The organism is Nitrospina sp. P1_D6 (genome assembly GCF_052156615.1).
Taxonomy (GTDB): domain Bacteria; phylum Nitrospinota; class Nitrospinia; order Nitrospinales; family Nitrospinaceae; genus Nitrospina.
Map to the genome: position 1 here is coordinate 171,202 of NZ_JBQKUN010000004.1, position 21,627 is coordinate 192,828.

Here is a 21,627-nt window from a genome sequence, read left to right on the forward strand (position 1 = left end):
GTTACCCGGAAATATGAACCGTTCACAAGGTACAGGATCATGACTGGCAACGTTTGGAAACGCATGCAATCGACTTTCATTTTGGGCATCGCCGTCGCCCTGCTGGCGGGCGGCTGTGCGGCGTCGTTCAAAGCGACATCCCTGAAGGAAAACTACTCGCTGCCCCCGGACAAGCTGGCGGAAATCCTGGAACACCACCTGAACGACCGGCAGTACACCTTCACCAAAAAGGCGCTCGAGAGCGGGGACGTCGTTTATGAAATCGAGACCACCGGCGACCTGGCGGGGAACTCCGTCGGCTGGGTGGGCGTGGCTTCGAACACCGACATCACGCTGACCCTCTCCGGCAAGAACGGCAACCGCTCCTACGTTTCCATGACCGCCGAGAAGAGCAATCCCATGATCGAGGGCGAGCCGTACCTCGAAGCGAAGGCGTTGCTGGAAGACCTGCGGGTGCGCGTGAAAGAGGAGTACGGCAACGGCACCGTGGTCGTGCAGGCACCGGCTTCTTCCAACGGCGGCAAGATGAAGATCAAGATTTCGTTTCCGCCGTTCGACTTCAAGACCGAGGACGACCACGTTCTGTTGTCGGGAAGCATCGAGGCCAACGCCGAGATCAGGGACATGCAGATTCTGCTGAACGGCGAGAAACTGCCGCAGACGCGCGACCTGTCCATCGTGCAGGGCACCCGGGGCAGTGCGTTTTCGCGCAACGTGGAGTTGAAGGAAGGCAAGAACATCATCGTCATCAACGCCGTCGATGAATCCGGCCAGGTGAAACAGCACGTCATGCACGTCACCCGCACCGCGCCGGGCCAGGCGCCGGCGGAGTTGTCGGCGGACTTCAAAGGCCAGCGCTGGGCGGTGGTGGTGGGCGTGTCGCGCTACGAGCATTCGCAGAAGGGCATCCCCAACCTGCGCTACGCCGACGCCGACGCGCGCATGTTCTATGAATTCCTGAAATCACCGCAGGGCGGCGGGTTTGCCGACGACCACATCATCTTCCTCGAAAACGAAAACGCGACGCTGGCGGAGCTGAAGCGGTCGCTGTTCGATTTCCTCGGCAAGGCCATCCGCGAGGACCTCGTGGTGGTGTACTTCGCCGGGCACGGCGCGCCGGATCCGCTCAACCCGAGCAACCTGTTCCTGCTGACGCACGACACCGATCCCGAACAGATGCGCTCGACGGCGTTCCCCATGTGGGACCTGCAAACGGCACTGTCGCGCTTCATCCCCTCCGAGCGCGTGGTGGTGCTGGTCGACGCCTGTCACAGCGCCGGCGTCGGTGACGAGATTTCCACCCGCAACATCGGCGACGAGAACGTCATCAACCGTTACCTGCTGGAGTTGAGCAAGGCGGGCAAGGGCCGCGCCATCTTCACCGCGTCGGAGTCCGGCGAGTTGTCGCATGAGTCGCCGGAATGGGGCGGCGGGCATGGCGCCTTCACCTGGTTCATGCTGGAAGGGCTGAAGGGTCCGGCCGATTCCGACGGCGACGGCATCGTGTCGCTGGGTGAGATGATCGACTACACCTCCGAGCAGGTGCGCCGCGCAACCAAGAGCGGCCAGCACCCGGACACCTCCGGCCGCTTCGACCGCAACCTGCCGATGGCAGTCCTCAACACCAATTCCTGACACCCCGGGTAGTTAACGGGCGGGTTGAGCAGGTCGGTGGAACCACAGAGACGCACGGAACAATACAGACAGCCCCCGACAACGGGGGCTTTTTTTGTTCCCCCCTTGTAAAGGGGGCCAGGGGGCTTTCTCCGCCAACATCCTGAGCGTCAGCGAAGGATCTCGATGAGTCTCCCGGACCTCATCCGACCCGGCAATGTAGGATTCCGCTGGATACACCCCCGCCCGGCCGTGTGCTAATCTGTGTGCAACGACGGTTTCTCAATTCATGTGCAACCGGAAATGGAGTCAATGCCTGGAACGCGCCCATGGACCAGCCTTCGCCCGGTGAGCATCAGCCCGTTTCCCCTCCTCGTAGAGGAGCTGTGCCTTCAAAAAAGTCCAAACCCATCAGGCTGTACACCATCGGCTTCACCAAAAAGAGCGCGGAGGATTTTTTCGCGCGGCTGAAGAAAGCGGGCGTGAAGAAGATCATCGACGTACGGTTGAACAACGAATCGCAGATCGCCGGCTTCGCCAAGAAGCAGGACCTGCCGTTCTTTTTAAAGAAGATCGGCGGCATCGACTACGAACACCGCCCCGACCTGGCGCCGACGCAAACGCTCATCGACGAGTACCGGAAAGAAAAGAAGGGCGTGGAGAATTTCAAAAAGAAATATCTGAAGCTGGTGAAACAGCGGAAGGTGGAAAAGGCGCTCGACCCGAAAGACCTCGACGGCGCGTGCTTTCTGTGTTCCGAGGACAAAGCCCCCGACTGCCACCGCTCCTTCCTCACCCAGTACCTCACCCAAACCTGCCCCACCCCCATCGATGTCGAGGATTTGTAGCAGGCCGCCGCCTGTTCAAACAATCGATTCATTATTCGGCTCAAAATGAGCCGTAAATTGAGCCGATTCAGCCTTCTATGCGGTCATCTGGGGAAAGAAAGCGGCAACCAGAGCATCCGCCCAGAATGCTTGAGGTTGAGGGTGTGGTAGGTCTATAAAAATAAGGAAAATTATTCTGATGGTTTTCCATCAGGAGTAAGTCCAAGCTTTTTCATAAACCATTCTAAAGCGGGGTTTGGGTGCATTGCTTCATTTACACTGGTTTCCATACGATCAGCTGGGTTAAACATCAATTCGTAATACGTGGAAGCTGCAATCTCATCTTTGTAGGGTTCTGCTTGTTTCTGAAATCCTTCAACTGAAACGGCTATAGAATATTTATAAGCATAATGCTCTTTTAAGCGAAACAGTTGAGCATGGCGTGCAGCAGCAAACTTTGTTAACCAAGCGGCAGGAATTAATAATAGGGCTCTTAGTAAGATTTCTCCAAAGTAATTTAGAGATTCTTTTGATTGCCCTGTATTGGTATTAAGAGGCTTGGAACCGAGAAATATTTCAAAAAATATGTCGGGAATAAGAAAAGACATTAGGGGAAGGGCTGATAAAAACAAAATTCCAATAGACCAGTAAAAACCACGTTGTGCTTTTTCCAACTTTTCATTCAAATCATCTCTAATTGCTCCAAAAGAGCTCGCTAGACCCGCCACAGTAGCGCCCTTTAACATGGTTTCTGATTGGTTAATAAGTCGATCAATTTCTTCTTCTTTTTCTTGTAGGGTTTCTATTACCCGTTGTTGCTCAGCTTTGCCTTCCTTAATGTTTTTTTCCTGCTCCTCTTTGTTTCTAGAAAAAGATTTAACTCTCTCATCTAAAGTTTCTTGAAAATGATTAAATTCCGCTTGGTAATTCTCAACAGAAACTTGAAGCTTTTCTGCTTGCTTAGAAATTTCTTCAATTGTTGCTCTTTTCTTTGTTGCTTCTGCCTCATATTCAGAAATTGTTTTACGGGAATTTTCTGATTCCTGTTTAAACTTGTTTATTTGGCCAAGTAAGTCATTTGATGAATTTTTAATGGTGTTTATTGTAGTTTCTTGTTCCTTGATTCTTGCCAAACTATCTTCAATTAAATTCTTCTTTTTATCTAATTCTTTTATCCTTTCTGATATTTGGCTAATAAGGTTAGAAAAATTTAAAAACTCATTGCTCTTTAGGGGAATTGTTAAAGAATAATAAAGGGACAATAGTGAGTCTAAACCATCATTTACTGGCTTAAAAATTCCTTGCAATTGAATTTTTACTTCACCATTTTCACTTTGAATTTGAAAGTTTTCAGTATCTACGCTTTCAATTTTTTTTCCTTTTAGTAATGAAAGATTCTTTTTTAAATTTGCCAAATTGGACCCAACGCTTTGCAAGGTACTATGTATTGTTTTAATTTGATGGGTGGGCAAGAGTATGGAATCGTTTTTTAAATCCAGGCTTTTTATAAGGTTCAAAGAGGCAAAGAATCTTGTATTTAATTCTGAGAGTGAAATATTAATTTGGGGTATTTGGTTTTCAAGTACGATTCTTTCATTGTTTGGTCCAAGCAATCCATCAATTTCGTTAAATATAATGCTCCAATCATTTGATAACTGATCACAGCTATTCAATATTTTCTCTGGGAGATCTTTTTCCATTGATTTATAGCTCAGCCAAAAGATTTAGGTATGTTGAAACATACATTACCAGATTATATTTCCTAGTGATCAATATATTTTTACTTTGCCAGGATTTGAACATTTTTAAGCAGGGGTCAAAGTTTCCCCCTTCCCAAAGCCTTTGTTTTGTGGTAGATTGACCAATTCCGAATGAGGTCCAGTTAGCCACACGCGTCCCGCGTTGTCCTGCCGGGACTGCCGCCGTGTGAACCCCCATCTGCCACACATTTTTGGGAATTTTTCAGTGCGCCGCGAGGATCGGATTGTCATCACAGGAATCGGCCTGACCGCCCCCAACGGCAACTCCCTGCCGGAGTTCCGTCAGAACCTGCTGGAGGGCCGCTCCGGCGTGCAGAAGTTCCAGACCCGCTTCATGGGCGAAGTCCTCGCCGGCGTCTGCAACTTCGACGAACTCCGCTACCAGAAGAAAAAAGAAGTCCGCAGGGGCACGCGCGCCGGGTCCATCGCCGTCTATTGCGCCAACGAGGCGGTCATCGACTCCGGCCTCGATTTCGCCGCGCTGGACAAAAGCCGCATCGGCGTCTATACCGGCACCACGGAGCACGGCAACGTGGAGACGGAAAACGAGGTGCACAACATCAGTCAGTACGACTACGACACCAAGTACTGGTCGCACCACCACAACCCGAGAACGGTCGCCAACAACCCGGCGGGCGAGGTGACGCTGAACATGGGCATTACCGGCCCGCACTACGCCATCGGCGCCGCCTGCGCCGCGGGCAACCTGGGCATCATCCAGGGCGTGCAGATGTTGCGGCTGGGCGAGGTCGATCTGGCCATCGCCGGGGGCGTCTCCGAGAGCATCCACACCTTCGGCATCTTCGCCAGCTTCAAGGCGGAGGGCGCGCTCGCCCACCACGCCGACCCGACGAAAGCCAGCCGGCCGTTCGACAAAAGCCGCAACGGCATCGTCTGTTCCGAGGGCGGCTGCCTGTACACGCTGGAGCGGCTTAGCGACGCCGAACAGCGCGGTGCGAAAATCTACGGCGAGATCGTCGGCTACCACAGCAATTCGGACGCCTACGACTACATCCTGCCCGAGCCGGGCCGCCAGGCGGAGTGCATGCAGGCGGCGCTCAAAAAAGCCGGGCTGGAACCGGGGGACGTGGACATCCTCAACACCCACGCCACGGCGACGCAGTTGGGCGATATCCAGGAGGCCAAGGCCCTGCGCACGGTGTTCCCCGCCGGATCGAAGGTACGCATCAATAATACAAAGAGTTATATCGGCCACACCATGGGCGCGGCAGGGGCTTTGGAGCTCACCGGCAACCTGCCCGCGTTCGACGACGGCGTGGTCCATCCCACCATCAACGTGGACGAGGTGGACCCGGAGTGCGACGTGGCTCCCCTGAAGCTCGTGGCCAACCAGCCGGAGCGGCTGGAACAGGTGGAAATCATTGTCAATAACAGCTTCGGCATGTTCGGCATCAACTCGGTTTTGATTGTCCGAAAATACCAAAAATAGGATTGAAATTTGGGGGCTCATCGCCTACCATCGAAAACTGGAGGAGAGAGGTTAGATGACGAAAGAGGAAGTACGCACCGCCATCCTGAATATCATTGCTGAAATCGCCCCGGACGAGGACCTGAGCACCGTCCAGGACGAGGAGAAGCTCCGCGACCAGTTCGATCTTGATTCGATGGACTTTCTGGACATCGTCATGGAACTGCGCAAGCGCTTCAACCTCGAAGTGCCGGAAGCCGATTACCCCCAGCTGGTCACGATGAAAAGCTGTGTCGAATACCTGTTCCCGCGTCTCAAGGACCGGCACCTGGTAACCTGACACCGCGTTGTCCATCCGTACCACATCCGATCATCCCGCAACCCCTCCGGGGCCGGGATTTTCTTGTTTTTTAAGCCTGAATCCTTAACAATACGGCATGGTGTACGATGCGCTCATAATCGGCTCCGGGCTCTCCGGCCTGGCCGCGGGCATCCGCTTGGCGATGTTCAACAAGAAGGTGCTGATCGTCGAGAAGCACGTGGAGGTGGGGGGACTCAACTCCTTTTACGTGCGCAAGCAGAGGACGTTCGACGTCGGCCTGCACGCCATGACCAACTACGTGCCGAAGGGCGCGCGCAACGCGCCCTTGAGCAAACTGCTCAAGCAGCTGCGCTTCCGCCACGAGGATTTCCGCCTCTGCCCGCAGCACCAGTCCGAGATCCGCTTTCCCGGGCACGCGCTCCGCTTCACCAACGACTTTTCCGTGCTGGAGGCCGAAGTCGCGCGCGCCTTTCCGGCGCAGATCGACGGCTTCCGCCGCCTCGTCGCCCAAATCCGCGATTACGACGAACTCAACCTCAACAACAGCCGCTTCACCCCGGCCCGCGCCGTGGTGCAGGAATGCATCACCGATCCCGTCCTCATCGACATGCTGTTCTGCCCGCTCATGTACTACGGCAGCGCCAGCGAGGGCGACATGGATTTCTACCAGTTCGTCATCATGTTCAAATCCGTGTTCATGGAAGGCTTCGCAAAGCCCCAGGGTGGCATGCCCTACATCCTGAACCTGCTGGTGGACAAGTACAAAACGCTGGGCGGCGAACTGCGCATGGGCGCCGGCGTGAAGGCCATCCACGCGCCGGACGGGGCTCTGCAGTCGGTCGAGCTCGAAAACGGCGAGACGGTGCTGGCCGACAAGGTGATCTCGTCGGCGGGTTACATCGAGACGCTCCGCCTGTGTCAACCCTGCCCGGTGGAAGAGGCGAAATGCGAAGAGGGCCGCATGTCGTTCATGGAGTGCCTGTTCGTGCTCGACCGCCAGCCGAAGGAGCTGGGATACGACAAGAGCATCGTGTTCTTCTCCACCCGGCCGCGCTTCGACTACCGCGTGCCTGCCGAGGCGGTGGACGTGACCAGCGGCGTGCTGTGCGCCCCCAACAATTTCGAGTACCCCGAGCCCGGCGAGGGCATGCTGAGGCTCACCAACCAGGCCAATTACGGCATGTGGAACGACATGGTCCGCGCCGATTACCGCGCCGCCAAGAAAGAATGGCGCGAGCGCGCGATCGAGGAAATCCTTCAATTTTTCCCCGATTTCCGGCATAATGTCGTGTTCACGGACGCGTTTACACCCAAGACCATCTTCAAATACACCGGACACCTCAACGGCGCGGTGTACGGTGCCCCCCACAAGATCAAGGACGGGCGCACGCCCATCCGCAACGTCTTTATTTGCGGGACAGATCAGGGTTTTTTGGGTATCATTGGGGCGACCTTGAGCGGCATTTCCATGGCCAATCTGCACGTACTGCAGGCCGAAAACAAACCGGAATACGGGAGAATTTGATGGCAAAGGACTGGTTGAAAGGGGTGAAGTCGGCCTACGACACGGTCATTATAGGAAGCGGACTGGCGGGGCTCACCGCCGCCAACATGCTGGCCCGGTTCGGGCACCGGGTGCTGGTGCTGGAGCACCACTACAACCTGGGAGGGCTGGCCACCTGGTTCAAACGGAAGGGCGGCCACATCATGGACATCTCCCTCCACGGCTTCCCCATCGGCATGATCAAGACCTGCCGCAAATACTGGTCGAAAGAAATCGCCGACTCCATCATCCGCCTGCGCAACATCCGCTTCGACAACCCTCAGTTCGCCTTCGGCACCACCTTCGACAAGGATGACTTCACCGACCTGATGCGCGAACGCTTCGGCATCCTCAAGGAAACCATCGACGAATTTTTTGAGACCGTTCGGGCGATGAATTTCTACGACGACGTGAAGATGACCACGCGCGAACTGTTCGAAAAGTTCTTTCCCGGCCGGACCGACGTGCACCGCCTGCTGATGGAACCGATCACCTACGCCAACGGGTCCACGCTGGACGACCCCGCCATCACTTACGGCATTGTGTTCTCCAACTTCATGGACAAGGGCGTCTACACCTTTCAGGGCGGCACGAATGAGCTGATCCGCAAAATGAAAAAGGAACTGCAAAAAAACGGCGTGGACATCCGCACCCACTGCCTCGTCGAAAAAGTGCTGGTGGAGGACAAGCAGGTGACCGGCGTGCGCGTGAACGGACGCGAGATCCCCGCCAAGGCGGTGCTTTCCAACAGCAACATCCTGAACACCATCGAAAAGCTGACCGGCAAAGAGCATTTTTCCGAGGAGTTCATCCAGGAAGTGCGCGACGTGCGCCTCAACGACAGCAGTTGCCAGGTGTACATCGGCATCAAAAAGGGCGAGAAGATCGACAACGTGGGCGACCTGCTGTTCACTTCGCAGAAAGAGGAGTTCGATTCCGAGGAACTGCTCGACTTCCACACCACCAGCCGCACGTTTTCGTTTTACTACCCGGAGATCCGCCCCGGCCACAACCAGTACTCCATTGTCGCCTCGACCAACGCCCGCTACAAGGACTGGGCATACCTGAGTGAAGAGGAATACCAGGCGAAAAAGGACGAGTTGATCGAACGCACGCTGGAGGCCCTGGAGCGTTACGTGCCCGGCGTGCGGAAGAAGATCGACCACGTGGAAGCGTCCACGCCGAAAACGTTCAAGCGCTACACCACGCATCCCGGCGGCGTGTCGTTCGGCACCAAGTTCGAGGGATTGAAAGTCAGTCGCGAACTGCCCAACCAGATCGCCGGGCTGTTTCACGCGGGATCGGTGGGCATCATCATGTCCGGCTGGCTGGGCGCCGCCAACTACGGCGTCATCGTCGCCAACGAGGTGGACAAGTTCGTTTCGTCCCTCAGCAAGGCGAAACTCGAAACAGTCAACGCCTGACAGTCGGGCCTCCGGCAGACGTGGCACAAAGCCGGCGTACCCTCTCTCCAACCGACTCCATGCAATTCGATTTCACAGACCAGACGGTGATCGTGACCGGCGGCACCCGTGGTATCGGGCGCGGCATCGGCGAAGCTTTCCTGAAAGCCGGGGCCACCGTCGTCGCAACCTACCTGTCCAACCGGGACGCCGCCGAACAGTTCCAGAAAGACCATGCCGATGCGGGGGACCGCCTGCACGTCATGCAGTGCGACGTCACCAACCTGGAAAACGTCGAGGCGTTTTACAAATACGTGACGGAGACGCTCGGCACGTTTCATGTGCTGGTCAACAATTCCGGCATCCGCCGCGACGCCATCGTCGGCATGATGACCGAGGAGGACTGGCGCGACGTGGTGGACACCAACCTCACCGGCACCTTCACCATGAGCAAGCTCGCGGTGCAGAACCTGTCGCGCAAACGCTACGGGCGCATCATCAACATCACCTCGCCCATCGGCAAGTTCGGGTTCGCCGGGCAGGCCAACTACGCCGCCACCAAGGCCGGGCAGGTGGCCTTCACCAAATCGCTGTCAAAGGAAGTGGCCAGCCGCAAAATCACCGTCAACTGTGTGTCGCCGGGGTTCATCGACACCGATTTCATCGCCGACCTGCCGGACGAACAGAAACAGCAGTACCTCGAACAGGTGCCGCTGAAGCGGTTCGGCACCGTGGAGGACGTCGCGCACTGCGTGCTGTTCCTCGCCAGCCGCGACGCCGCTTACATCACCGGCGCCGTGCTCGAAGTGACCGGCGGATTGTAACCGGGCCACGCCCGGAGGAAACGTGGCCCACTGCAGCCAGTTGCTTGTGGTCAACGCGCCGCGAGCGAACGAGGGTGTGTGGGAGGCCGATGCGCACCCCCTTCTCCGAAGAGGGTTGGGGGCTTTTTCCTTAAGTTGTTTTTCTGAGGAGCGGAACGCGACGAAGGATCAATTTGAGTGGAAAATTTATGAACGACGAAATCTTAAACACCATCCCGCACCGGCCACCGTTCCTGTTCGTCGATGAAATCGTCGAGCAGACGGACACCCGCATCCATACACGCAAGACCATAAACGCCGACGAGCCGTTCTTCAAAGGCCATTACCCGGACTTTCCCATCATGCCGGGCGTGCTCATCTGCGAATGCGTGTTCCAGGCGGGGGCGTTGTTGATGGCCAAAAAACTGGGCACCGAGGAAGGCAAGGTGCCGGTGCTGACGCGCATCCAGAACGTGAAATTCAAGCAGCCCGTATATCCCGACAGCGTGCTCGACATCCGTGTCGAGTACGGCGAGAGTGTCGGCCCGGCGCATTACATGAAAGGCAAGGCCGAAGTGAACGGGAAGACCGCGGTGTCGGTCGAGTTCACCGCCATGCTCATGGAGGAACAGCGGTGAGTTTCCTCAACCTCGAAGGCAAGAGCATCCTCGTCACCGGCGTCGCCAACAAGAAGAGCGTCGCCTGCCACATCGGCAAAACGCTGGAGGCTGAGGGCGCGAAAGTTATTTACAGCGTGCGCTCGGAGGACCGCAAAGCCAGTTTAAAAAAACTGCTCGACCCGGCACCGATGTTCGTCTGCGATGTGGAGGACGAGGCGCAGATCGACCGCCTGCGCGACGACGTTTCCAGAACAACGGACACCTTGCACGGCCTCGTGCATTCCATCGCCTTCGCCAATTTTGAAGATGGACTCAAACCGTTTCACGAAACGGCGAAGCGCGATTTTCTGCAGTGCGTGGACATTTCCTGCTACTCACTCATCCGCCTGTCGAACGCGTTCAAGGATTTGTTCGCAAAAGACGCGTCGGTGGTGACGGTGGGCATCTCCACCACGCGCATGGCGGCGGAAAACTACGGCTACATGGGACCCGCCAAGGCGGCGCTCGATTCCTCGCTCGCCTTCCTCGCCAAGTCGTTCAGCGCGTTCTCTAAGGTGCGGTTCAATTCGGTGAACGCGGGCCTGCTCAAGACTTCCGCTTCGGCGGGCATCCCGGGCTACCTCGACTCGTACATGCACGCCGAGCAGTTGACGCTCCGCAAGAAAGCGTTGCAGACGCAGGAAGTTGCGAACGCCGCCGTGTTTCTGCTCAGCGAACGGGCCAGCGGCATCAACGCGCAGGGCATCGTGCTCGACGCCGGCATGAGCATCAACTACTTCGACAAGGACATCGTCCGCCGCGCCCAAAGGCCTGACCCGGAATAACCGGACGCCTTTCCTGGAAATTCACCCGCCTTTCTTCCCGGCAATCTTCTCTCATTGAAGACAGTCGAATCCCCCTCAATCGAAAGCCCCCACATTTCCTGAACCAAAGTGGCGTTCCGGGGTTTTTATTTTCGGGCAGGGGCCTATATTTAATAATAGAGCATCCTCGATAAAAACTTTGAGGCGGGACGGGTCATGGATATCGCAAGCCAGGAACTTCTTGAAGTGTCAACGGAATTGGAAGAGAAAGTGCAGGAGTTGTACCGCAACCTCGCCGGGCGTATTGATGACCCGGTGGTTAAGAATTATTTATTGCTGATGGCCCGGGATGAAGCTCATCATGAAAAGCATTTTGAAGACATGCTGGGCACAGAGGAAAGTCGGCATTGCGCCTGGAACCACAGCCCCAAGTTGCGCGAACTGATCGACACGCAGATTCAAAAAAAACTGTTTCCAATGGTGGGCCACATGCTCGATCGCATGCACGATTCCGTGGATATCCCAAAAGCACTGGAGGTCTGTCTGAAATGCGAGGAGATGTCCGTCGAATTCTATGGACTGATGCGGGCAAGTTGTGAGGATGTGGAAACCAAGTCGGTTTTGATTGAGCTGGAAAGCGAAGAGAAGTCGCACCGCGACTTCATCCGGGCCCTGCTTCAGCACTGGGAAGAAAGGTTTGGTTGAAACGATGATACCAGTCGGCCGTCTCCTGTCTCTTTAAAACAGTTTGGCCTGCCGGTCGGAGGGATCGCGGAAGTAGTCGGTGGCCAGTTTCGGTCCGCCTGCCGCAAACCCCGCCTGTTTGCGAGCAAGCGAAAACATCTGTTTGATCTGCTCCGCGTACACACCTTCCCCTTTCATGCGTGCGCCGAAGCGAGTCTCGTTCAACTCCCCGCCCCGCACCTCGCGGATGCGGTTCAACACTTTTCCCGCCTGCGTCGGCACGTGTGTCTCCAGCCATTCGCGGAACAAGTCTTTCAATCCATACGGCAGGCGCAACACCTGGTATCCCGCAAACTGCGCGCCCGCGTCTTTCGCCGCCTTGAGCAAGGCGGGGATTTCATGGTCCGTGAGACCGGGAATGATGGGTGCCGCAAGCACACCAACGGGCACGCCCGCCTCGGTCAACGCACGCACGGCATCGAGCCGCTTCTCCGGCGTCGAGGCACGCGGCTCCAGCTTGCGCGCCAGGTCCGCGTCGAGTGTGGTGATGGAAAGATACACCGCGGCGCAGTTGAACGCTGCAAACTCCGACAAAACGTCGATGTCGCGTGTCACGAGCTCGTTTTTGGTGATGATGGCGATGGGGTTGCGGAAATCGAGCGCCACTTCCAGGCAAGCGCGGGTGAGGCCCAGTTTGCGCTCGACGGGTTGATACGCGTCAGTGACGCCGGAGACGGCGACCACTTGCGGGGTCCAGCTTTTTCTGGAAAGGGCCTGCCGGAACAGTTCCGGCGCGCTTGGCTTGACGAGGATCTTGCTTTCAAAATCGATTCCCGCCGACAGCTCGAAGTACTCATGTGTCGGCCGCGCGTAACAGTAGGCGCACCCGTGCTCGCACCCGCGGTAGGGATTGAGGCTGGTATCGAAAGGAATGTCCGGGCTGTCATTCGACGACAGGATCGACTTCGAGATGTCCTGCCAGAACTCGGTGTCCTTGCCCGGGCCCTGGGGATCGTCCAGCCAGTCCTCGGCCGTGGACCGGTCGAGGGGCTTGAACCGGTTCGCGGGGTTGCTCCCCGCTCCCCGGCCCGTTGCCTGTTTCGCGGACGATCCTTGTTGTGGTTTCATTCCATTCCGTCACGCCCCATCAATGCTTGTGCGTGCCCTTTTCCCAGTATTCCTGGATCATCGCCCAGGCGCGGTGGGTGAGATGGCACTTCTTGCACCCTTCCTTGCCGATGATACCGACGTTTTTCCAGAACTCGCCGGGATTCGGCTTGTCCTGCATCAACGTGTCGCGCATGTCGTCGAAGGCCTTGTTGACCTCGTCGCCGACAAAGAACTGTTTCACCGCGTCGGTGGTGTGGCACTTCGAGCAGGTGGATTTCAATTCCATGAAACGCTGTTTGAATCCACGCACCGCCTTGGCCGAGCGATCGTACTGCCCCTCTTTGAAGTTGGTGGTGACGGCATTGAACGAGCCGGAAATCTTGTGCATGAACTTGCCATAGGGCAGCTCTTCCTCGGTGACCGGATCGGTGATCTTTATTTTATCCACGTGCGGCCAGTGGAAATGCGCCCATACGGAGACGTAGTTGTCCGCGTGGCACTTGCCGCAGGTCTTGGCGACCCCGCCGGAGGCCTCGCCGATTTTTTTGGCATCGCGGGTCGTGACCGCCTGGGCAAAATTGTGCGCCGCCTTGAGGTCGAAATACTCCTCCCACTCCGGCACCAGCTTCGACGTTTCCTCGTAGGCTTTTACGAAATCGGCCGCACGCTGTTCCGCGTTTTCCCAATCCTGCTCCGCTATGTTGGTGAACACCCCGCCGAAATTTCCGGACAGGGCGTGCATCTGCTGGATCCACTTCGGTTCCTTGGATTGAGGCGGGTAGAGTTTTTTGAGGGAGTCCGGCGGCGGTTTCACCACCAGGTCCTTGGCCAGAACGGGCGTAGCCGCCCACAACAGCAGTGCAACGAAAACAAAGGCGGGGAATTGGAAAATACGGATCATGAAGCCCTCCCGGTTTGGGGTGATCGTAAAATACGATTGAGACTTCCATTATACCTAAACCGAACCGAGGGAAAGCAAGGGCTTATCTTGAGAAATGCACGCGTTTCACGTCGGTTTTTTCCTTGGACCAGGCGGGCGTGTACTGGATGAGAAGCTCGGCGCGGTGCACGTCATTTCCCGCCAAGTAGCGGTATTGCACGGGTTTTCTGTAAGGCAGGGCGGTTTCCTGTTGCGGCGCGAGGATTTCCTTGTACTCGTCGATGGCCTTCCCCGCTTCGTCAAAAAAAGTGGTGTACAGGTACATGCGCGGATCGCCGTTGTCCGCCGTCGGCACCCAGTGCGGCACGTTGAGGTTGGTGAGTTCCAGTTCGAACACGCGCTTGCCGAACGAACCGGTGACCGCAATCTCCACCTCGGTGATTTCCCGTTTTGGAAAACTGTGATCGGCGACTTCGCGTTTGGCGTGCAGCAGGCTTTTCGGAAAGCTTTGGGTGAGGCGCGCCAGTTTGCGCTGCATGTGGCAGGACTGGCAGGTTTTGTCCGATCCCGTCGCCTGCCACTGCTTGTAGGTTTTTTCATGACACGATGAGCAAAACTTCGCGGTCCGGTAGGCATCGTCCTGTTTCGTCGGATGCGGCGGCGACAGGATGTCGTAAGGCCCATGCATGGCGTCTTCCTTCACATGACAGGGCACGCAATAGATGCCATCGTCACGGTGCTTGAGGCGCGGTTGCGGTTTTTCTCCGGGGAACACGGTGATCGGGATGTGGCAGTTGAGGCATTTTTCCTTGGAGTGGTTCTCCGACGCCTTGACGTAACCCTCGCTCACCCACGCCACCGAGTGACGGCTTTTCTTCCACGCTTCGAAAATATCTTTATGGCAATCGGCACACCGCTTCGCTTTGGGGTATTTCAACAGGTCCGGTTCGCGCACTTTCTGGATGAGGGTATCGGGTATGAGGCCGGGGGTGATGTTGACGACGAAGTACACCGAGCACAGGGCGGCGAATCCCAGGGCCCCGACGGCCAAAGCCCAGCGAAGCAGGCGGTAACGATCCATCGTACGCCTCCAATGGGTGAAGAGATGGAGAAAGGGAAACGGTTTCCGGTTAGAACTGTTGCAGGAACCGCAGGTCGTTTTCGAAGAACAGGCGGATGTCGTTGATGCCGTATTTGAGCATGGCGATGCGTTCCATACCGAGTCCGAAGGCGAAGCCCGTCCACTTTTCCGGATCGTAATCGACGAAGCCGAACACCGCCGGGTCCACCATGCCGCACCCGAGGATCTCGATCCATCCCGTGCGCGAGCAGACGCGGCAGCCGTCGCCGCCGCAGATGACGCACTGGATGTCCACTTCCGCACTGGGAGAGGTGAACGGGAAAAAACTGGGGCGGAAGCGCACGCCGGTATCCGGACCGAACACCTGGTGCACAAACAGGTTCATGACGCCCTTGAGATCGCTGAACGACACGCCCTCGTCCACCATCAATCCCTCGATCTGGTGGAACATCGGCGTGTGCGAGATGTCGGAATCGCAACGGTACACCTTGCCCGGCGCGATGATGCGCACCGGCGGTTGCTGTTTTTCCATGACGTGGATCTGCACCGGCGAGGTGTGGGTGCGCAGAACGCGATCGCCGATATAGAAGGTGTCCTGCATGTCGCGCGCCGGATGATCTTGCGGAATATTGAGCGCTTCGAAATTGTAGTAGTCGGATTCGATCTCCGGCCCTTCGGCCACGTCGAAACCGAGGCTGACAAAGACGCGGGTGATTTCTTCCATCACCTGCATGACGGGATGGAGCGTGCCGATGGGTTCGCGCCGGCCGGGCAGGGTGGTGTCGAACGTACCGGATTTTTTGCCGCCTCCGGACTGTTCGAGTTCTCCGGATTTTTCCTGGATGCGTTCTTCGACGTGGGTTTTGAGGTCGTTGATGTGTTTGCCGACGGCACGTTTTTCTTCCGGCGGAAGGCCGCGCAGGTCTTTCAGGATGACGGTGACGTGCCCCTTCTTTCCAAGGTAGCGCGTGCGCAGGTCCTTGAGGTCGGCGGAAGTGGAGGCGGAGGCCAAGGCTTCTTCGAATTCCCGGCGGTGGTTGTCAATCTGATCGATCATACCAGGCAAGGTCTGGGGAAAACTGGCCCGGCTGGGCCGGGGGCAAACAGGTTGTATTCCGATTGCACTGGGAAACCGAAACCCGCCCTTGGAACATCAGCCAGTTTCGTCTGGCCGCAGGCCGGTCAATTCAGATTGGAGCGGGCGGTTTCGAGCAGTGCCTTGAAGGATTTTTCGTTGTGGATCGCCATGTCGGACAGCACCTTGCGGTCCAGGTCGATGTTGGCTTTCTTCAGGCCGTGCATGAACTGGCTGTAGGTCAGTCCTTCGGCGCGGGCGGCGGCATTGATGCGTGCGATCCACAGGCGGCGGAAATCACGCTTGCGGGTGCGGCGGTCGCGGTAGGCGTAGCTGAGCGACTTCTCAACCGCCTCGCGGGCCTTGCGGTACGCGGTGCTGCGCACACTGCGGAAGCCTTTTGCCAGCTTCAACACTTTCTTTCGGCGATTACGGGATACAGTTCCGTTTACGGCTCTTGGCATTTTTCAGATTCTCCTGGTGTTCTCCCGGTTCGCTCAATTAGGCAACAGGGCTTTGATGCGCTTGGCGTCGCCGCTGGTCAGGGTGCGGCTGCGGCGCAGGTTGCGTTTTCGTTTAGTGGTTTTGCTGGTCAGGATGTGACTCGTGAACGCGGCGTTCCTGCGGATCTTGCCCGTCCCCGTTTTGCGAAATCGTTTCGCGGCGCTCTTGTTGGTTTTCATCTTCGGCATTGTGCTGACTCCGTTTTCCTTTTCTCTATTCCTGTCACGGTCCGGCGCTCAGGCTTCGGCCGCATCTTCCTTTTTCGTCGGAACTTCCTTTTTCTTTTTCGGCACGAGAATCATCGTCAACGTACGGCCTTCCTGCTTGGAAGCCTGTTCGATATCGGCAAGATCCTCCAGCGTTTCGGCCACGCGTTCCAGCAGGCGCTGCCCGTTTTCGCGGTGAACGATCTCCCGGCCTTTGAAGAAGATCACGATCTTGGCCTTGTCCCCGGCTTCAAGAAAACGCTGGGCGTGCTTGATTTTGAAATTGAAATCGTGCTGGTCGGTATTCGGCCGGAATTTGACTTCCTTGACGTGAATGACCCTTTGGTTTTTCTTCGCTTCGTGCGCCCGTTTGCTTTGCTTGTATTTGTACTTGCCGTAATCCATGATCCGGCAAACGGGGGGGTTGGCGTGAGGCGCGACTTCCACCAGGTCGAGATCGTTTTCCTGCGCCATCGACAGGGCCTCGTGCGTGGGGAACGTTCCCAACTGTTCGCCATCGGCGCCAATCACCGTGACTTCCTTGACACGGATCATGTTGTTGATACGCTGTTTTTTATTAATACAAAGGTCTCCTATTCAATTTCAAATGAAAAAACGCTTTAAAGCACATCGATCGCCTTGGTGTCGATCTCGTGCTTCAACTGTTTCAAGAAATCATCCAATGACAGGGTGTGGGTATCCTGAGAGCGCCGCTTGCGGACGGCCACCTGCCCGGATTGCACTTCCTTGTCGCCTAAAACCAACATATAAGGGGTTTTGGCCATTTGGGCCTCCCTTATCTTGAACCCAATCTTTTCATTTCGCAAGTCTTTTTCCACCCGGATTCCGTTTTCTTCCAGTTTCGCCGCCACCTCTTCGGCATAGGCGTTCTGGCTATCCGTGATGGGCAAAAGTATCACTTGTACCGGGGCCAACCACAGGGGAAACGCCCCCGCGTAATGCTCGATCAGACATCCGAAAAAACGTTCGATGGACCCCATCAGCGCCCTGTGGATCATGATCGGCTGATGGTGCTTGCCGTCCTCGGCGACGTACGACATTTCGAACCGGTGCGGCAGGTTGAAATCGACCTGGATGGTGGACACCTGCCAGAACCGGCCGAGGCTGTCCTTGATCTTGATGTCGATCTTGGGTCCGTAAAACACACCTTCGCCGGGGTCCTCCTCGTAGTCGAGGCCGGACTTGTCGAGCGCCTTCTGCAGGGCGTCGGTGGCGGTGGCCCAGTCGTCGTCGGAGCCCACGGATTTCTCCGGCCGGGTGCTGAGGAACACCTTGTACTGGTCGAAGCCGAACGCGCGCAATATGTAGAGCACGAATGCGAGCACGCGTTCGATCTCGGACTCGATCTGGTTGCGCGCGCAGAACAGGTGCGCGTCGTCCTGAGTGAAGCCGCGCACGCGTAAAAGCCCGTGCATGACGCCCGACCGCTCGTAGCGGTACACCGTTCCCAGTTCGGCCCAGCGCAGGGGCAGGTCGCGGTAACTGCGCAGGTGCGACTTGTAAATCTGGATGTGGAACGGGCAGTTCATCGGCTTCAGGATGTATTCCTTGTTCTCGACATCCATCGGCGCGAACATGTTCTCTTTATAGAAATCGAAATGGCCGCTGATCTGCCACAAATCCGACTTTGCCGTGTGCGGCGTGTACACCAGCTCGTAACCGTTCTTGTAATGTTCCTGCCGCCAGAACTCCTCGACGATGTAGCGGATGCGGGATCCCTTCGGATGCCAGAGAATCAGCCCGGGGCCCACGTCCTCCGACATCGAAAACAGGTCGAGCTCCTTGCCCAGCTTGCGATGGTCGCGCCGCTTCGCCTCTTCCAGCCGGTCAAGGTATTCCTTCAGTTCGTCTTTGTTGCGCCAGGCGGTGCCATAGATGCGCTGCAGGACGGGGTTGCGCTCGTCGCCGCGCCAGTAGGCGGCGGAGGTGGACAGCAGTTTGAATGCTTTCAGCCGCTTGGTGTTGTCCACGTGCGGACCGCGGCACAGGTCGGTGAAATCCCCTTGCGAGTAGGCGGAGATGGCGTCGGCTTGGTCGATCGACTCGATGATTTCGACCTTGAAGTCCTCGCCCAGGTCCTTGAAGAACTTGACCGCCTCGTCGCGCGGCATCTCCTGGCGCTGGATGTCGAGACCTTTCTTCGCGATCTCCTTCATGCGCTTTTCGATCTTTTTGAGGTCCTCGGGAACGAACGGCGTCTCGCGGTAAAAATCGTAATAGAACCCGTCCTCGATGACCGGCCCGATGGTGACCTGCGTCTCGGGGAACAGCTCCTTCACCGCCTGCGCCATGAGGTGAGCGCAGCTGTGGCGGATGGTGTCGAGGTCGAATTCCGTTTGCGCCGGTTTGTTCTGGGTTTGTTCGTTCATAAGACGTAAAAAGGCATCATGGGACGATCCGCACATGATGCCCTTTTTTTGCTTAAAAAGACCTTGGAGGATCCTGATATTGAGAAAATAGGCACGGGCGGTTTCGAACCGCCGACCCCTTGCATGTCAAGCAAGTACTCTACCCCTGAGCTACGTGCCTGTAATCACCTAGATTGCTTGAGCTTATTCTATTTTTATTGACCGCTTTGTCAAGCCCAAAGCGGGCGTGGACCGCAGCAATTATGGGTAATGCTTTGTCTCCAGACGATGGTCGGCGGGCCCGGTCCAGATACCAACCGTTTCCTCCCCACGTCGTGGGGCGGGCGTGGCCCGTAGCAATTTGGCTACTGTCCGGCGGCCACGGCGATGATCCGTGGGCGCGAATCTGGATTCATCCAGTTGCGACCGGACTCAGTCCGGCGGGCGTGGCCCGGGGCAATACGGGCAATGCTTTGCCGACCGACGATGGCGGAGGTCCCATGACCGCCTGTTGATTCATGGGAAGCGATTCGCCATAAAAAAACCCGGGCCCCGCAAACGGGACCCGGGCAGGAGGTTTCGACGATTACCGTGTGAGATTCACGGTCTCGGTAAGGAGGTCGTCGGTGGTGGTGATGATGCGGGCGCTCGCCTGGAACGCCTGCTGGGTTTTGATCATGGTGACGAACTCCTGTGCCAGGTCGACGTTGGAAAGCTCCAGCGTGCTTCCCAGCACGGAGCCGAACGCTCCGGTCTGAGGCGCCGCGATGACCGGCTGCCCGGACAGCCCGGATTCCGCGAACAGGTTCTGTCCCACCCGCGTCAGCCCGGTCGGGGCCAGGAAATCAGCCAGACCCAGCTGGAAGAGCGACTCCGACTGGCCGTTGCTGAACAGGCCGTTGATGGTGCCGTCGTTGGCCACGCTGATTCCCGTCAACACGCCGGTCGGAAAACCGTCCTGCACCACCGAGTTGTTGTTGGAGGTGGCGGCGAACCCGGTCACCTTGCCGTTGGTGGCAATGCCAGTCGTGTCGGCGAGGTCCCAGGTGATGTTCTGCGCGGCACCGGGAGGCGACGCCGTGGTGAAGTCGATGGTGACGGTCAGATCCTGAACGTCGCCGCCGAAAAGCACCGTGCCGCCGCTGTCCAGAACGCCGTCCAGTGTCCCGGTATTGTCGAACACCAGCGAACCGCTGTTATTGGCCGTGGCCGCAACCACCGTGCCCTCTCCCGCGGGAACCGATACCGCATAGTCCCACTGGGTATGCGTGGTGGCCGGGAAGGTGGCCGTGGTGTTGGTCGCCTTGGTGAAGGTGATGGAAGCCACCACCTGGTTGCCCACCGAGTTGACCAGCGTGATCGGTGAGGTGAACGTGGTGCCTACCGCGGAGCGTGCGTCGAGGTTCGCTCCCAGCGTGAACTGCGTGCTGGCATTGGGGGCGGACTGCACTCCGGCGAGGTCCACGTTCTCCAGGGTGTTGTTCACGGTACCGCCGGTGACACGGAATCCCTGAAGAATGTTTCCGCCGATGTCCTGCACCACACCGTTGTCATTGATGCGGAACTGCCCGGCGCGGGTGTAAAAATTTCCCTGGCCGTTGTTGACGATGAAAAAGCCCTGGCCGTCGATGGCCATGTCCAGCGAGTTGGTGCTGTTTTCGATCGCGCCCTGGGAAAAATCCTGCAACGATCCTATGAACTGCGTGCCCTGCCCCACCTGCGAGGTCACCGACCCGGAGGTCAGGACGGTGCTGAACAGATCGCCGAACACGCTTTTACTGCTTTTGAATCCAACCGTATTGGTGTTGGAAATGTTGTCGCCGATGACGTTCATGGCCTGCGAATTCGACCGCAAGCCGGAAACACCGGAGAACAGGGAGCCTATGAGTGACATGACATCTCTCCTTATCGATTTTTATTAGAGCGAAACCCTGGAAATTTTATCTGCCGAAATCTTGGTACCGTTCACGATGGCGTAGGTGTCGCCGTCTTCAAACAGGACTTCCGACACCGTTCCCTTGGTGAAGGTGGTGGCCTCCACCGTATTGCCGGCGGGACTGGTCGCCTTCACGCGGAAGGTGTAGTTGCCTTCGGCCACCGGGTTGCCCGAAGCGTCCAATCCATCCCAGACAGCGGTGTTGCCGCCCTTGCCGCCGGAACCCGTGACGGTGCGTACCAGCGAACCGATCGCGTCGAACACCTCAACCGTCACCGTGTCCGCCTGCTCTGCGAGCGAGTAGCTGAGGTTGTGCGTGTCGCCGGATTTGTGGGCGACGGTGTTGCCCTGCACATCCACCTGCTTGCCGATCATGTTGATCATGCTGGAATTGGTGGCGGCCTGTTGCGACTGGATCAGTTTCAGGATGTTGGTGTTGACGTTGGTCATCTGTTCCAGCGCGCTGAACTGCGCCAGCTGGGCGCTGAACTCCTGGCCGTCCATCGGGTCGAGCGGATTCTGGTTGCTGAGCTGGGCGATCATGAGTTTCATGAAATCATCCTTGCCCAGTGTGTTCTTGGCGCTGGTGGGCGCAGTGGATTTGTTCGATTCCGCGTACGGTAAAACACCATCCAACATGGCCAATGCCTCCTAAAGA

Annotated in this window: 21 protein-coding genes and 1 tRNA gene; 10 read left to right on the forward strand and 12 right to left on the reverse strand. The window is 57.1% G+C overall.

The features are described 5' to 3' along the window. Positions 1 to 39 precede the first annotated feature (39 nt). Both ACTRXA_RS08835 and ACTRXA_RS08840 read left to right on the forward strand, forming a co-directional pair. On the forward strand, positions 40 to 1,635 hold the full coding sequence (locus ACTRXA_RS08835; RefSeq protein WP_442426841.1) for a caspase family protein: 1,596 nt from the start codon (positions 40 to 42) through the stop codon (positions 1,633 to 1,635). Positions 1,636 to 2,000: 365 nt separating this feature from the next. Next, the gene (locus tag ACTRXA_RS08840) at positions 2,001 to 2,462 is read left to right on the forward strand and encodes a DUF488 domain-containing protein (RefSeq protein ID WP_442426842.1); all 462 of its coding nucleotides are present in this window, start codon (positions 2,001 to 2,003) and stop codon (positions 2,460 to 2,462) included. A gap of 170 nt (positions 2,463 to 2,632) precedes the next feature. Here ACTRXA_RS08840 and ACTRXA_RS08845 read toward each other — a convergent pair whose 3' ends face one another. Further along, the gene (locus tag ACTRXA_RS08845) at positions 2,633 to 4,141 is read right to left on the reverse strand and encodes a hypothetical protein (protein ID WP_442426843.1); all 1,509 of its coding nucleotides are present in this window, start codon (positions 4,139 to 4,141) and stop codon (positions 2,633 to 2,635) included. Between the two features lie 265 nt (positions 4,142 to 4,406). Between ACTRXA_RS08845 and ACTRXA_RS08850 the strand changes: the two genes are divergently transcribed. The 8 genes from ACTRXA_RS08850 (at position 4,407) to ACTRXA_RS08885 (ending at position 11,829) form a co-directional block, all read left to right on the forward strand. Further along, the gene (locus tag ACTRXA_RS08850) at positions 4,407 to 5,651 is read left to right on the forward strand and encodes a beta-ketoacyl-[acyl-carrier-protein] synthase family protein (RefSeq protein ID WP_442426844.1); all 1,245 of its coding nucleotides are present in this window, start codon (positions 4,407 to 4,409) and stop codon (positions 5,649 to 5,651) included. Between the two features lie 55 nt (positions 5,652 to 5,706). After that, complete coding sequence (locus ACTRXA_RS08855) at positions 5,707 to 5,970, forward strand: acyl carrier protein (protein ID WP_005007223.1); 264 nt, start codon at positions 5,707 to 5,709, stop codon at positions 5,968 to 5,970. Between the two features lie 97 nt (positions 5,971 to 6,067). Further along, a complete protein-coding gene (locus ACTRXA_RS08860) occupies positions 6,068 to 7,477 on the forward strand; it encodes a phytoene desaturase family protein (RefSeq protein WP_442426845.1) in 1,410 nt (469 codons plus the stop codon). Then, a complete protein-coding gene (locus ACTRXA_RS08865) occupies positions 7,477 to 8,919 on the forward strand; it encodes a phytoene desaturase family protein (RefSeq protein ID WP_442426846.1) in 1,443 nt (480 codons plus the stop codon). The genes ACTRXA_RS08860 and ACTRXA_RS08865 overlap by 1 nt, the downstream gene beginning before the upstream one ends. A 59-nt stretch (positions 8,920 to 8,978) precedes the next feature. Continuing rightward, positions 8,979 to 9,722: a 3-oxoacyl-ACP reductase FabG gene (gene fabG, locus ACTRXA_RS08870; RefSeq protein ID WP_442426847.1), complete on the forward strand. Its 744-nt coding sequence runs from the start codon at positions 8,979 to 8,981 to the stop codon at positions 9,720 to 9,722. A gap of 188 nt (positions 9,723 to 9,910) precedes the next feature. Then, positions 9,911 to 10,339 carry a 3-hydroxyacyl-ACP dehydratase FabZ gene (gene fabZ, locus ACTRXA_RS08875; RefSeq protein WP_005007201.1) on the forward strand — a complete coding sequence of 143 codons (429 nt, stop codon included), beginning with the start codon at positions 9,911 to 9,913 and terminating at the stop codon, positions 10,337 to 10,339. Beyond that, positions 10,336 to 11,145: an enoyl-ACP reductase FabI gene (locus ACTRXA_RS08880; protein ID WP_442426848.1), complete on the forward strand. Its 810-nt coding sequence runs from the start codon at positions 10,336 to 10,338 to the stop codon at positions 11,143 to 11,145. Before fabZ ends, ACTRXA_RS08880 begins: the two co-directional genes overlap by 4 nt. A gap of 195 nt (positions 11,146 to 11,340) precedes the next feature. Beyond that, positions 11,341 to 11,829, forward strand: a complete 489-nt coding sequence (locus ACTRXA_RS08885; RefSeq protein ID WP_442426849.1) for a ferritin-like domain-containing protein — start codon at positions 11,341 to 11,343, stop codon at positions 11,827 to 11,829. A 33-nt stretch (positions 11,830 to 11,862) separates the two neighbouring features. Here ACTRXA_RS08885 and ACTRXA_RS08890 read toward each other — a convergent pair whose 3' ends face one another. The 11 genes from ACTRXA_RS08890 to ACTRXA_RS08940 form a co-directional block, all read right to left on the reverse strand. Beyond that, positions 11,863 to 12,936 (reverse strand): PA0069 family radical SAM protein, encoded by a 1,074-nt coding sequence (locus tag ACTRXA_RS08890; protein WP_442426850.1) that lies wholly within the window; start codon positions 12,934 to 12,936, stop codon positions 11,863 to 11,865. A gap of 19 nt (positions 12,937 to 12,955) precedes the next feature. Further along, complete coding sequence (locus ACTRXA_RS08895) at positions 12,956 to 13,819, reverse strand: hypothetical protein (RefSeq protein ID WP_442426851.1); 864 nt, start codon at positions 13,817 to 13,819, stop codon at positions 12,956 to 12,958. Between the two features lie 82 nt (positions 13,820 to 13,901). Beyond that, positions 13,902 to 14,879, reverse strand: a complete 978-nt coding sequence (locus tag ACTRXA_RS08900; RefSeq protein ID WP_442426852.1) for a multiheme c-type cytochrome — start codon at positions 14,877 to 14,879, stop codon at positions 13,902 to 13,904. A 49-nt stretch (positions 14,880 to 14,928) separates the two neighbouring features. Further along, on the reverse strand, positions 14,929 to 15,936 hold the full coding sequence (locus ACTRXA_RS08905) for a phenylalanine--tRNA ligase subunit alpha (protein WP_442426853.1): 1,008 nt from the start codon (positions 15,934 to 15,936) through the stop codon (positions 14,929 to 14,931). A gap of 125 nt (positions 15,937 to 16,061) precedes the next feature. Continuing rightward, positions 16,062 to 16,418: a 50S ribosomal protein L20 gene (gene rplT / locus ACTRXA_RS08910; protein WP_237097006.1), complete on the reverse strand. Its 357-nt coding sequence runs from the start codon at positions 16,416 to 16,418 to the stop codon at positions 16,062 to 16,064. 33 nt (positions 16,419 to 16,451) lie between these two features. After that, the gene (rpmI, locus tag ACTRXA_RS08915; protein ID WP_005007187.1) at positions 16,452 to 16,646 is read right to left on the reverse strand and encodes a 50S ribosomal protein L35; all 195 of its coding nucleotides are present in this window, start codon (positions 16,644 to 16,646) and stop codon (positions 16,452 to 16,454) included. 48 nt (positions 16,647 to 16,694) lie between these two features. Beyond that, complete coding sequence (infC, locus tag ACTRXA_RS08920) at positions 16,695 to 17,246, reverse strand: translation initiation factor IF-3 (RefSeq protein ID WP_275450597.1); 552 nt, start codon at positions 17,244 to 17,246, stop codon at positions 16,695 to 16,697. 38 nt (positions 17,247 to 17,284) lie between these two features. Beyond that, positions 17,285 to 19,054 carry a threonine--tRNA ligase gene (gene thrS / locus ACTRXA_RS08925; protein WP_442426854.1) on the reverse strand — a complete coding sequence of 590 codons (1,770 nt, stop codon included), beginning with the start codon at positions 19,052 to 19,054 and terminating at the stop codon, positions 17,285 to 17,287. Positions 19,055 to 19,142: 88 nt separating this feature from the next. Continuing rightward, positions 19,143 to 19,214, reverse strand: a tRNA-Val gene (locus ACTRXA_RS08930). Between the two features lie 405 nt (positions 19,215 to 19,619). Then, a complete protein-coding gene (locus ACTRXA_RS08935; protein ID WP_442426855.1) occupies positions 19,620 to 20,927 on the reverse strand; it encodes a flagellar hook protein FlgE in 1,308 nt (435 codons plus the stop codon). A gap of 24 nt (positions 20,928 to 20,951) precedes the next feature. Then, positions 20,952 to 21,608 (reverse strand): flagellar hook assembly protein FlgD, encoded by a 657-nt coding sequence (locus ACTRXA_RS08940; protein WP_442426856.1) that lies wholly within the window; start codon positions 21,606 to 21,608, stop codon positions 20,952 to 20,954. Positions 21,609 to 21,627: the final 19 nt, after the last annotated feature.

What these genes read in the sequence shown, in the direction of transcription:
- ACTRXA_RS08865 (WP_442426846.1), top strand. Translation starts at nt 7,477, where the DNA reads ATGGCAAAGGACTGGTTGAAAGGGGTGAAGTCGGCCTACGACACGGTC.
- ACTRXA_RS08895 (WP_442426851.1), bottom strand. Translation starts at nt 13,819, where the DNA reads ATGATCCGTATTTTCCAATTCCCCGCCTTTGTTTTCGTTGCACTGCTG.
- ACTRXA_RS08885 (WP_442426849.1), top strand. Translation starts at nt 11,341, where the DNA reads ATGGATATCGCAAGCCAGGAACTTCTTGAAGTGTCAACGGAATTGGAA.
- ACTRXA_RS08845 (WP_442426843.1), bottom strand. Translation starts at nt 4,141, where the DNA reads ATGGAAAAAGATCTCCCAGAGAAAATATTGAATAGCTGTGATCAGTTA.
- rplT (WP_237097006.1), bottom strand. Translation starts at nt 16,418, where the DNA reads ATGCCAAGAGCCGTAAACGGAACTGTATCCCGTAATCGCCGAAAGAAA.
- ACTRXA_RS08835 (WP_442426841.1), top strand. Translation starts at nt 40, where the DNA reads ATGACTGGCAACGTTTGGAAACGCATGCAATCGACTTTCATTTTGGGC.
- fabZ (WP_005007201.1), top strand. Translation starts at nt 9,911, where the DNA reads ATGAACGACGAAATCTTAAACACCATCCCGCACCGGCCACCGTTCCTG.
- ACTRXA_RS08935 (WP_442426855.1), bottom strand. Translation starts at nt 20,927, where the DNA reads ATGTCACTCATAGGCTCCCTGTTCTCCGGTGTTTCCGGCTTGCGGTCG.
- ACTRXA_RS08855 (WP_005007223.1), top strand. Translation starts at nt 5,707, where the DNA reads ATGACGAAAGAGGAAGTACGCACCGCCATCCTGAATATCATTGCTGAA.
- ACTRXA_RS08860 (WP_442426845.1), top strand. Translation starts at nt 6,068, where the DNA reads ATGGTGTACGATGCGCTCATAATCGGCTCCGGGCTCTCCGGCCTGGCC.
- thrS (WP_442426854.1), bottom strand. Translation starts at nt 19,054, where the DNA reads ATGAACGAACAAACCCAGAACAAACCGGCGCAAACGGAATTCGACCTC.
- ACTRXA_RS08940 (WP_442426856.1), bottom strand. Translation starts at nt 21,608, where the DNA reads ATGTTGGATGGTGTTTTACCGTACGCGGAATCGAACAAATCCACTGCG.
- ACTRXA_RS08905 (WP_442426853.1), bottom strand. Translation starts at nt 15,936, where the DNA reads ATGATCGATCAGATTGACAACCACCGCCGGGAATTCGAAGAAGCCTTG.
- rpmI (WP_005007187.1), bottom strand. Translation starts at nt 16,646, where the DNA reads ATGCCGAAGATGAAAACCAACAAGAGCGCCGCGAAACGATTTCGCAAA.
- ACTRXA_RS08900 (WP_442426852.1), bottom strand. Translation starts at nt 14,879, where the DNA reads ATGGATCGTTACCGCCTGCTTCGCTGGGCTTTGGCCGTCGGGGCCCTG.
- fabG (WP_442426847.1), top strand. Translation starts at nt 8,979, where the DNA reads ATGCAATTCGATTTCACAGACCAGACGGTGATCGTGACCGGCGGCACC.
- ACTRXA_RS08890 (WP_442426850.1), bottom strand. Translation starts at nt 12,936, where the DNA reads ATGAAACCACAACAAGGATCGTCCGCGAAACAGGCAACGGGCCGGGGA.